This window comes from Rhodococcus wratislaviensis (genome assembly GCF_900455735.1).
GTDB classification, from domain to species: Bacteria; Actinomycetota; Actinomycetes; order Mycobacteriales; family Mycobacteriaceae; genus Rhodococcus_F; species Rhodococcus_F wratislaviensis.
The window spans coordinates 125,336-134,874 of the sequence record NZ_UAUI01000010.1 but is presented as its reverse complement, the minus strand read 5'-3'; the positions used below and the strand labels follow the sequence as shown (position 1 = coordinate 134,874).

General features: G+C 69.2%; 10 protein-coding genes. 5 read left to right on the top strand and 5 right to left on the bottom strand.

The genetic code is table 11. The annotated features are described in order from the left end of the window. On the top strand, positions 1–1,068 hold a 1,068-nt coding region (locus DTA22_RS13765), incomplete at its 5' end, for a branched-chain amino acid aminotransferase (RefSeq protein WP_112299764.1). A 19-nt stretch (positions 1,069–1,087) separates the two neighbouring features. Here the strand turns inward: DTA22_RS13765 and DTA22_RS13760 are convergent. From DTA22_RS13760 to cobU, 3 genes are read right to left on the bottom strand one after another with little or no spacing between them, the layout of a single operon-like run. Next, positions 1,088–1,828, bottom strand: coding sequence for an adenosylcobinamide-GDP ribazoletransferase (locus DTA22_RS13760; RefSeq protein WP_112299755.1), 741 nt, complete (start codon positions 1,826–1,828; stop codon positions 1,088–1,090). Between the two features lie 2 nt (positions 1,829–1,830). Next, a complete protein-coding gene (cobT, locus tag DTA22_RS13755) occupies positions 1,831–2,949 on the bottom strand; it encodes a nicotinate-nucleotide--dimethylbenzimidazole phosphoribosyltransferase (RefSeq protein ID WP_112299754.1) in 1,119 nt (372 codons plus the stop codon). Next, entirely contained in the window at positions 2,946–3,593 is a 648-nt protein-coding gene (gene cobU / locus DTA22_RS13750; protein ID WP_112299753.1) for a bifunctional adenosylcobinamide kinase/adenosylcobinamide-phosphate guanylyltransferase, read from the bottom strand. Before cobU ends, cobT begins: the two co-directional genes overlap by 4 nt. Positions 3,594–3,693: 100 nt before the next feature. On the opposite strand from cobU, the gene DTA22_RS13745 reads away from it, so the two are divergent. Beyond that, on the top strand, positions 3,694–3,909 hold the full coding sequence (locus DTA22_RS13745; RefSeq protein ID WP_112299752.1) for a hypothetical protein: 216 nt from the start codon (positions 3,694–3,696) through the stop codon (positions 3,907–3,909). A gap of 3 nt (positions 3,910–3,912) precedes the next feature. On the opposite strand, the gene DTA22_RS13740 is transcribed toward DTA22_RS13745, so the two are convergent. Next, the gene (locus DTA22_RS13740; protein ID WP_007297475.1) at positions 3,913–4,569 is read right to left on the bottom strand and encodes a DUF3043 domain-containing protein; all 657 of its coding nucleotides are present in this window, start codon (positions 4,567–4,569) and stop codon (positions 3,913–3,915) included. A gap of 88 nt (positions 4,570–4,657) precedes the next feature. Here DTA22_RS13740 and DTA22_RS13735 point away from each other — a divergent pair, with 88 nt between their 5' ends. The 3 genes from DTA22_RS13735 (at position 4,658) to DTA22_RS13725 (ending at position 7,375) form a co-directional block, all read left to right on the top strand. After that, the gene (locus DTA22_RS13735; protein ID WP_112299751.1) at positions 4,658–5,731 is read left to right on the top strand and encodes a glycerate kinase family protein; all 1,074 of its coding nucleotides are present in this window, start codon (positions 4,658–4,660) and stop codon (positions 5,729–5,731) included. Between the two features lie 141 nt (positions 5,732–5,872). After that, a complete protein-coding gene (locus tag DTA22_RS13730; RefSeq protein ID WP_005247725.1) occupies positions 5,873–6,223 on the top strand; it encodes an iron-sulfur cluster assembly accessory protein in 351 nt (116 codons plus the stop codon). Positions 6,224–6,400: 177 nt separating this feature from the next. Continuing rightward, positions 6,401–7,375: a carbohydrate kinase family protein gene (locus tag DTA22_RS13725; RefSeq protein WP_037226592.1), complete on the top strand. Its 975-nt coding sequence runs from the start codon at positions 6,401–6,403 to the stop codon at positions 7,373–7,375. Between the two features lie 72 nt (positions 7,376–7,447). On the opposite strand, the gene asnB is transcribed toward DTA22_RS13725, so the two are convergent. Beyond that, entirely contained in the window at positions 7,448–9,373 is a 1,926-nt protein-coding gene (gene asnB, locus DTA22_RS13720; protein WP_112299750.1) for an asparagine synthase (glutamine-hydrolyzing), read from the bottom strand. Positions 9,374–9,539 lie beyond the last annotated feature (166 nt).

Genomic DNA, 9,539 nt, shown 5'->3' with positions numbered 1-9,539 from the left:
CCCGCCCCCACCTCCGACGAGGTACGGCGAGAGATACTGGCGGCGCCCGGATTCGGCCGGTACTTCACGGACCACATGGTGTCGATCACCTACTCCACCGAGCTCGGCTGGCACGACGCCAAGGTGGAACCGTACGGGCCGCTCCAGCTGGACCCCGCCGCGATGGTGCTGCACTACGGGCAGGCCATCTTCGAGGGGCTGAAGGCGTACCGGCAGCCCGACGGCGGAATCTCGACGTTCCGCCTCGAGGCGAACGCCGAACGGCTTGCGACTTCGGCTCGCCGTCTCGCGATGCCGGAGCTGCCGGCGGAGTTGTTCGTCAAGTCGATCACCGAACTGCTCGAGCTGGATCACGAATGGGTACCCGCCGCCGGCGGCGAGGACGCGCTGTACCTCCGCCCGTTCATGTTCTCCACCGAGGCCGGTCTCGGTGTGCGTCCGGCCGACGAGTACCGCTACCTGCTGATCGCCTCGCCCGCCGGCGCCTATTTCCCGCGTGGAGTGAAGCCGGTCAGCGTGTGGCTGTCGACGGAATACGTGCGCGCCGCACCCGGTGGCACCGGCGCCGCCAAGTTCGCCGGCAACTACGCGGCTTCGCTTCTCGCGCAGGCGCAGGCCGCCGACGAGGGGTGCGACCAGGTGGTCTGGCTCGACGCGATCGAGCGGTCGTACGTGGAGGAGATGGGCGGCATGAACCTCTTCTTCGTGTTCGGCTCCGGCCCCGACGCCCGTCTCGTGACGCCGTCCCTGTCCGGTTCGCTGCTGCCGGGTATTACCCGCAACTCGCTGCTGACCCTCGCGACCGACGCCGGTTTCGCGGTGGAGGAGCGTCGGATCAGCACCGACGAATGGCGCACGAAGACCAAGTCGGGCGAGATCACCGAGGTGTTCGCGTGCGGTACCGCGGCGGTCATCACTCCCGTCGGCCGGGTGAAGTCGGCCGAGGGTGAGTTCACGATCGCCGACGGCGAGCCCGGCGAGGTCACCATGGCCCTGCGCGACACGCTGACCGGTATTCAGCGGGGAACGTTCGCCGACACCCACGGGTGGATGACCAAACTGCGCTGAAGTCGGTTTCGGCGGTCGCTCAGAACGCGAGACCGATCGCCGAGACGGTGACGGTGATCTCGAGCGCGGCGCCGAGCACGTCGCCGTTCAGTCCGGCGAATCGCCGGACGCAGTGGGCCACCAGCAGCGCGGTGAGCGTCAGCGCGACCGCCGCGACGACCGGTCCCTGCCACCACGGCGAGGTGCACCACGCGGCCGCCGCGAGGAGCGGAACGGTCCAGGCGATGCCGGTCCACGGTGACTGGGTTTCGGCGACCAGTGCGCCGAATCCTTCCGTCGACGACGCGGGAATTCCGCGCCGGCAGGCGAACACGACCGCCACCCGCCCGGCCGCCACGGCGACGGCCACACACGCGAATTGTCCTGCGGCGGCGAGAGATCCGAACGCCAGTCCCTGTGCGCCCAGGAAGATCACCAGGGCGCACACCCCGAACGGGCCTGCACCGCCGCTGTGCATCACGGCCCGCGCCCGCTCGGGCGGTCCGTAACAGCCGAGCCCGTCGACCGTGTCGGACAGACCGTCGATGTGCATGCCGCGCGTGGCGAGAGCGTGAGCACCCACCGTCACCAGGCCGGCGAGGGCGGGGTCGAGCCCGGCGGACACGAGCGCCCACAGCAGCCCCGCGGCCAGAACTCCGAGCGCGATACCGGTCACCGGCGCCGCCCGGATCGCGCGGCGACCCGCCGCGCGGTCCACGGAATCCGGTCCGCGCAGGGGGAGGACGGTCAGCCAGGAGAATGCGAGCGCCACGCCCGACACGGTCAGCCCGCGGTGTCGGCGGCGGAGCCGGTCTCGGCGCCCTCGCCGTCCTCGGCGTCGCGGGTGCTGACTCCGGCCTCCGCGAACGTCGCCATCTCCGCGAGCGTGGCGACGGCGCCCTGCAGGATCGGCAGCGCGGTGACGGCGCCGGACCCCTCGCCGAGCCGCATGTCGAGTTCGAGGAGGGGGTCGAGTTGCAGGTGCTTCAGCGCGATCGTGTGGGCGGGCTCCGTGGAACGGTGGCCGGCCAGCCACCACGCGCGGGCGCCGTGTGCGAGTTCCTCCGCGACCATTGCGGCCGCCGTCACGACGACGCCGTCGAGAATCACCGGGGTCTTGCGGGCGGAGGCTTGGGCGAGGAAGCCGGCCATCGCGGCGAGGTCGGCGCCCGACACGGTCCGCAGGAGCGCCACCGTGTCCCGGACCACCGGGCGGGCGCGGCGCATCGCGTCGCGGATCGCGGCAGTCTTCCGGATCCAGCCGGCGTCGTCGACACCGGTGCCCCGGCCGACCGCCGCCACCGGTTCGGTGTCCGTCAGCGCGGCGATGAGAACGGTGGCCGGCGTGGTGTTGCCGATTCCCATGTCGCCGGCGATCAACAGGTCTGCGCCGGAATCGATTTCGGCGTCGGCGATGGACCGGCCTGCCTCGATGGCCTGCAGTGTCTCCTCGTGGGTGAGCGCGTCCTCGCGGTCGATCGCCCCCGACGAACGGCGAATCTTGAACGCGGACACCGTCGGATCCGTGTCGCCGTCCACGGACAGGTCGACGACGCGCACGCTGGCACCGGCCCGGTTCGCGAGAGCGTTGACGGCTGCCCCGCCGCCGACGAAGTTGGCGACCATCTGGGCCGTCACCTCGGGCGGATACGCCGAGACGCCGGTCCGTGCCACTCCGTGGTCACCGGCGAATACCACCACCCGCGCCCGCGCGAAGGGGACGGGCGGGCAGACGCCCTGGCAGGCCGCGGCCCAGCACGCCAGCGTCTCGAGACGGCCGAGCGAGCCGGCCGGTTTGGTGAGCTGCAACTGACGGGCCTCGGCCTGGGCGCGCACCCCTTCGTCGGGTGGGGTGACGGGTTCGAACCGACCGGGGTCGGTGCTCACGGACTCGCTGGTCACGCTTGGCCTCTCGCTCGAGTGGACACTTCTGCCCCGCACGACTCACGTGCGGGATCATCTTTCAGGGTCATGGTCAGCCCGGCGACGACGAGGACCACGCGATCGCAGACCTGGGCGAGCCTCGCGTTGAGGGCGCCGATCTCGTCGCGGAACAGGCGACCGGACCGGGTCTCCGGGATGACGCCGAGACCCACCTCGGGAGTCACCAGCACGAGTGCGCCGCGGTAGTCGCGGACGCTCGCGACGAGTTCGTCCGTGCGTGGGGTGACGGTTCCCCGCGGTGAGTCCCAGGCCGCGGCGCCGTCGAGTTCGACGGTGAGCCAGGTGCCGAGATCGTCGACGAGGGTGGCCGCGGCCTCGGTGGGGGAACGCAGTTGGTCGGCGAGGTCGAGCCGGTGCGCGGTTTCGACGGTGAGCCAGCTGTCGGGTCGCCGATCGCGGTGCTGAGCGATGCGGTGTTCCCAGTCGTGGTCGGCGGGGTCGCGGTGGCTGGTGGCGACGTAGCGCACCCGGCCTGCTCCGGCCAGGGCCTGGGTCAGTTCCTCGGCGTGAGCGGATTTTCCGGAGCGTGCACCGCCGAGCACCAATATTCGAGACGTCGGGTTCGGACGACTCGGACGGTCCGGGGAATCGGCGGTGGGCACGGAGGGAAACGCTACCAACCCGCCGAAGTGGCAGTATTTTGACGAAGAACGTCAATTCCGCCACTGTTGGCGGGAAGTGAATGGGCGGAAAATTTCAGCCATGACCGAATTCCTCGTCCTCGTTGCACTTCTCCTCGTGCTGCATACGGCCGTGATGTACGCCGGTCGGCACCTGGGTCCACTCCATCCGCGACTGCGGAAAAGCTACCGAGACAACTTCTTCCGACCGGCCGATCCCATGTCCGACCTGTCGTACGACCGTGACGCAGAACTGGGGCGGCTGCTCGCCGAGACGCACCGCGCGCCCCACAACTGACCGTCAGATGGCGTCGCCGGGGCGTACCCGCGGCTTGGGGGCCCGCAGCTTGCGGATCTGCGACGCACGCACGAAGGCGTACCACCCGAGCTTGAAACCGCCGTCGGGGGTGTCCGGGAAGCGCTCCCGCACCTGATTGTTGATCTTGCGGCCCAGCCAGACGCCCTCGATGGCCATGAACATCATCATGATGAGCATGGCGAGCGTCACGATGGCCTGCAGCGCCGGGCTGACGAACATCGCCATGATGAGAACCAGGGCCAGCGGCATGAACAGGCCGACCAGGTTGCGCCGCGCGTCGACGATGTCCCGGACGTACGCGCGGACCGGACCCTTGTCGCGGGGGAGCAGGTACTTGTCCTCGCCGGCGAGCATGCGGGCGCGTCGCTCGGCGGCGGTGGCGCGTCGCTCCGCGGCGGCGACCTTGCGCTCTTCCTTGCTACCGCGCGTGGCCTTCTTGCGGGCGCGTGCCTCTTTCGCCGTCAGCGGCGCGGGCGCGACCGGTCCGCGTCGCTTCGCCTCGGCGTCGCGTCGCTTGGGCGTCGGGCGGCCCTTGCCCGCCTGTTCGGCGGACTCCGCCTCCGGGGCCGTGGACGACTCGGCGACCTCGACGTCCCGCTTGTCTGAATTGTCCGAATCACCGCGGCGTAGCAATTTCACCCTTCCAGAGTATGGGAAGACGTCACCGGGAGGAAAACCGCCCTCACATCGAAATGCCGGGTCGCGCCCGTCGCCATACACTTCGCCGATGCGAGTGATGATCGCACCGGACTCCTTCGGTGAAACGCTGACCGCCGTCGAGGCGACCGCCGCGATCGCGGCGGGATGGTCGGCCGTGCGCCCGGACGACCAGCTGATCGAGGCGCCGCAGTCCGACGGCGGCCCCGGATTCGTGGACGTGGTCGCCGCCGCGGGCGGCACCGTCCGGACCGCGGTCGTGGAAGGGCCCCTCGGCGCCGCCGTCACGGCCCGCTGGCTCCTCGACGGCACCGACGCCTACCTCGAATCCGCCCAGGCCTGTGGGCTCGGACTGCTGGGCGGACCGCCGACGCCCCGCACCGCCCGCGACGCGCACAGCCGGGGTGTCGGCCAACTCGTGGTGGCGGCGCTCGACGCCGGAGCGCGCCGAATCGTCGTCGGTCTCGGGGGCAGCAGCTGCACCGACGGCGGCCGCGGCCTCGTCGAAGCCCTCGCGCAGGGTTTCGGGAGCGCGGATGCCGCCGTCGCCCGCCTGCGCTCGGTGGAACTGGTGGCCGCATCCGACGTCGAGCACCCGTTGCTCGGCGAGCACGGCGCCGCCCGCGTGTTCGGACCGCAGAAAGGTGCCGACCCCGACACCGTCGCATTCCTCGAGGACCGCAACGCCGCATGGGCGGGGCAACTGCAGCGGGTGACGGCCCGGGAGGTCGCCGCCGAGGCCGGAGCCGGCGCCGCCGGTGGCATCGGGGCCGCGCTGCTCGCCCTCGGCGCGACCCGCGAATCCGGTGCTCACGTCGTCGCGCAGCGCACCCGGCAGGACCGGCAACTCGCCTCCGCCCAGCTCGTGATCACCGGGGAAGGCCGCCTCGACCAGCAGTCGCTGCGCGGGAAACTCGTGATCGCGCTCGCCGCTGCCGCACGCAGGCGGTCGATCGCGACGCTCGTCCTGGCCGGGCAGGTCCTCCTCGACACCGCGGACCTCGACGGCGCGGGCATCGACGACGCACTGTCCCTGGTGGACCACGCGGGATCGGTCGAACTCGCGATGTCGGATGCATACGCGCAGCTGAGAGACCTTGCGGCGGCCGCAGCCCGCGGGTGGGAAGGTGCGGCCGCGGGGTAGTAACCCGAATCCGCGACGTCGGATACCATGGACGTGGATCGATCTGCGGAGGCTGCCGCAGGGAATGGAACCCGGGAATAAGTCGGGCGCGGAGTACCGTTGAAGCGTTCACGGGTTTGTTACGAACTACAGGGAGAGCCCATGACTGTGCAGAACGAGACCGCCGTCCACGGCGTCAAGATGACCGAAGCCGCGTCCGCCAAGGCGAAGGCGCTGCTCGATCAGGAAGGTCGTGACGACCTCGCACTGCGTATCGCCGTGCAACCCGGCGGCTGCGCAGGACTGCGTTACCAGCTGTTCTTCGACGACCGGAACCTGGACGGCGACCTGATCGTGGACTTCGGTGGCGTCGCCCTCGCGGTGGACCGGATGAGCGCGCCGTACGTCGAGGGTGCCTCGATCGACTTCGTCGACACCATCGAGAAGCAGGGGTTCACCATCGACAACCCCAACGCGACCGGTTCGTGCGCCTGCGGCGACTCCTTCAACTGAGTCCCGGGCCGAAGTACAACTGAATCGACAAGTCTGACGCGGCGCCGACCGGCTGCCGCGTCAGACTTTTTTCGTGCCCGATCTCGACGTACCGGGTCCCGTGCTGCCGACCGATCATGGTGGTACTCCGGGGTACGGTGAGAAATCCCGACCGAACTCATCGAAAGGCATCCGCCCGTGACAATTGCGGTAACCGGTTCCATCGCCACCGACCACCTGATGCGGTTTCCGGGCCGGTTCGCCGAGCAACTGCTCGCCGATCAGCTCAGCCACATCTCGTTGAGCTTCCTGGTCGACGACCTCGTAGTCCGGCGCGGGGGAGTGGGCGGCAACATCGCCTACGCCATGGGCGTCCTCGGCGGATCTCCGCTGCTGGTCGGGGCTGTCGGGGCCGACTTTGCGGACTACCGTCAGTGGCTCGAGAGCAACGGTGTCGACTGCACCGCCGTCCGGATCTCGACCACCGCGCACACCGCGCGTTTCGTGTGCACCACCGACGAGGACATGGCGCAGATCGCGTCGTTCTACCCCGGTGCGATGAGTGAGGCCCGCGAAATCCAGCTGTCGAGTATCGCGCAGGACGCCGAACCACTCGAACTGGTCCTCATCGGCGCCAACGATCCCGAGGCGATGATCCGCCACACCGAGGAATGCCGCCGGCAGGGCATCCCGTTCGCCGCCGACCCGTCGCAGCAGCTCGCCCGCCTGAACGGCGAGGAGGCGGCGGCGCTGATCCGCGGCGCAAAGTACCTGTTCACGAACGAGTACGAGTGGGGACTGCTGCAGCAGAAGACGGGATTGTCCGAAGAGGAGATCCGCGCTCAGGTCGGCGTCCGTGTCACGACGCTCGGTTCCAAGGGCGTCGAGATCGTCGACTCCGAGGGCAATTGGACGCGCGTCGCCGTCGTCCCCGAGAAGGCGAAGGTCGACCCGACCGGTGTCGGTGACGGATTCCGGGCCGGATTCCTCCTCGCCCACAGCGCGGGCCTGAGTTTCGAGCGCTCCGCGCAGCTGGGGTCGCTGGTCGCCGTGCTCGTGCTGGAGACCGTCGGAACCCAGGAGTGGACGTTCGACCGCGACGAGGCCGTCAAGCGCCTCGCGGATGCCTACGGCTCCACCGCCGCGGACGAGATCGCTGCCGTTCTGCCGTAAGAGGCGGCTCCGCCGCCCGTGAGTGGTTTGACGAGTCCCTGGACTCGTCAACCACTCACGGGCGCGAAGCGCCTACAGCGAGACCGGGTACGCCGGCTCGGCGATCTCCGGAACGATGCGGTTCTCCACGAAGATGCCGTGCCAGACCATGAAGATCAGCACGGTCCAGAGGCGACGGCTGTGGTCGGACACGCCGTCCCGGTGGTCGTTCAGCATCTTCGCGATCGCGGCCTTGTCGAGCAGGTGATCGGTGCCTGACGCTGCGATCTGCTCGTGTGCCCAGTCGAACAGTTCGGTGCCGCGCAGCCAGTGCCGCAGCGGCACCGGGAAGCCCAGCTTCGCCCGATGGAGCACGTGCCCGGGCACGATGCCCTCCAGCGCCTGACGCAGCGCGTACTTGGTGGTGCTCTTGGTGATCTTCTGATCCAGCGGCACCTGCGACGCCACCTTGAAGACCTCGGGGTCGAGGAACGGCACCCGCAGTTCCAGCGAATTGGCCATCGTCATCTTGTCGGCCTTGACGAGGATGTCGCCGCGCAACCACGTGAACAGGTCCAGGTGCTGCATCCGGGCCACCGGATCCCAGCCCTGCGACTGCGCGTAGATGGGGTCGGTGACGTCGCGGTGCGTCCACTCCGGCCGGAAGTCGCGCAGGACGGCGCGCAACTGTGCGTCGTTGAAGCTGCGCGCGTTGCCGTAGTACCGCTCTTCGAGGGTCAGGGAACCGCGGTTGAGCAGGCTCTTTCCGCGGGTGCCCTCGGGGATGCGCTCGGACAACTTCCCGGCGGCCCGCCGCAGTCCCTTGGGCAGGTACTCGAATGGTTTGAGCGAAATCGGCTCGCGGTAGATGGTGTAGCCGCCGAACAGCTCGTCGGCACCCTCACCGGACAGCACGACCTTGACGTGCTTGCGTGCCTCCTTCGCCACGAACCACAGCGGGACCAGCGCGGGATCGGCGACCGGGTCGTCGAGGTACCACACGATCTCGGGGATGGCGGCGGCGAACTCGGACGGGCTCACCACCTTCACCACGTGGCGTGCGCCGATCGCTTCGGCGGATTCGGCTGCGACGTCGACCTCGGAATAGCCCTCGCGTTCGAAGCCGGTGGTGAACGTGATCAGGTTCGGGTTGTGGCGCATCGCGAGCGCCGCGATGGCCGTCGAGTCGATGCCACCCGACAAGAAGGAGCCGACCGTGACGTCGGCGCGCATGTGTTTGGCGACCGAGTCCTCGAGTGCCTCGGCGATCTCGCGGTACCGGGCCTGCTCGGTGCCCGCGGCGAACGGACGCACCGGGAACGTGGGCGCGAAATAGCGGGTGATCACGGGTTCTTCGCCCGGGCGCACCCGCGCGAAGCAGCCGGACTCGAGCCGGCGGATCTGCTTGTGGAGGGTTTCCGGCTCCGGCACGTACTGAAGGACCGTGTAGTGCTCGACGGCCCGCGGATCGAGCTCGGTGCCGATGCCGATCAGGCTCGCCAGCTCCAGCAGGCTCTTCTTCTCGCTACCGAACGCGGTGCCGCCGGTGCCCGTCGCGAGGAAGAGCGGCTTGATCCCGAACGGATCGCGCGCGATGAACAGTTCCCGCGTCTCCGTGTCCCAGATCGCGAACGCGAACATGCCGCGCAGGCGACGGACGGCGTCCTCGCCCCAGTAGTGGAACGCGGCGACGATGGACTCGCTGTCGCCCTCTGTGACGAACTGCGCACCGAACTGCTCGGCGAGTTCGGCGCGAACCTCGAGGTAGTTGTAGATCTCGCCGTTGAAGGTGAGCGCGTAGCGTTCCGGATTCTCCGCCGGACCCCACCGCAGCGGCTGGTGGGAATGTTCGATGTCGATGATCGACAGCCGATTGAACCCGAAGACCAGGTGGTCGTCGTGCCAGGTCCCGTGCTCGTCCGGCCCACGGTGCCGCAGGCAGTGCATTGCCTGGTCGACCTGTGAGACGGCGTTGTCGCTGGTTTCTCCAGAGGTCAGTAGCCCGAGCAGTCCGCACACAGCGTCCGGTACCTCAATTCAGAATCTTGGAAGGCTCCACGAGGTGGAGTGGTCAGGGATCTCTGCCGGAAAGTATGCCGCAGATTCCCGGAGCGTCCGGTTCGGGCCGCCGGTGACGGTGCCCCGGCGCGAACAGCGGCACCGCCGCGGCGTCTGCAGCGACACG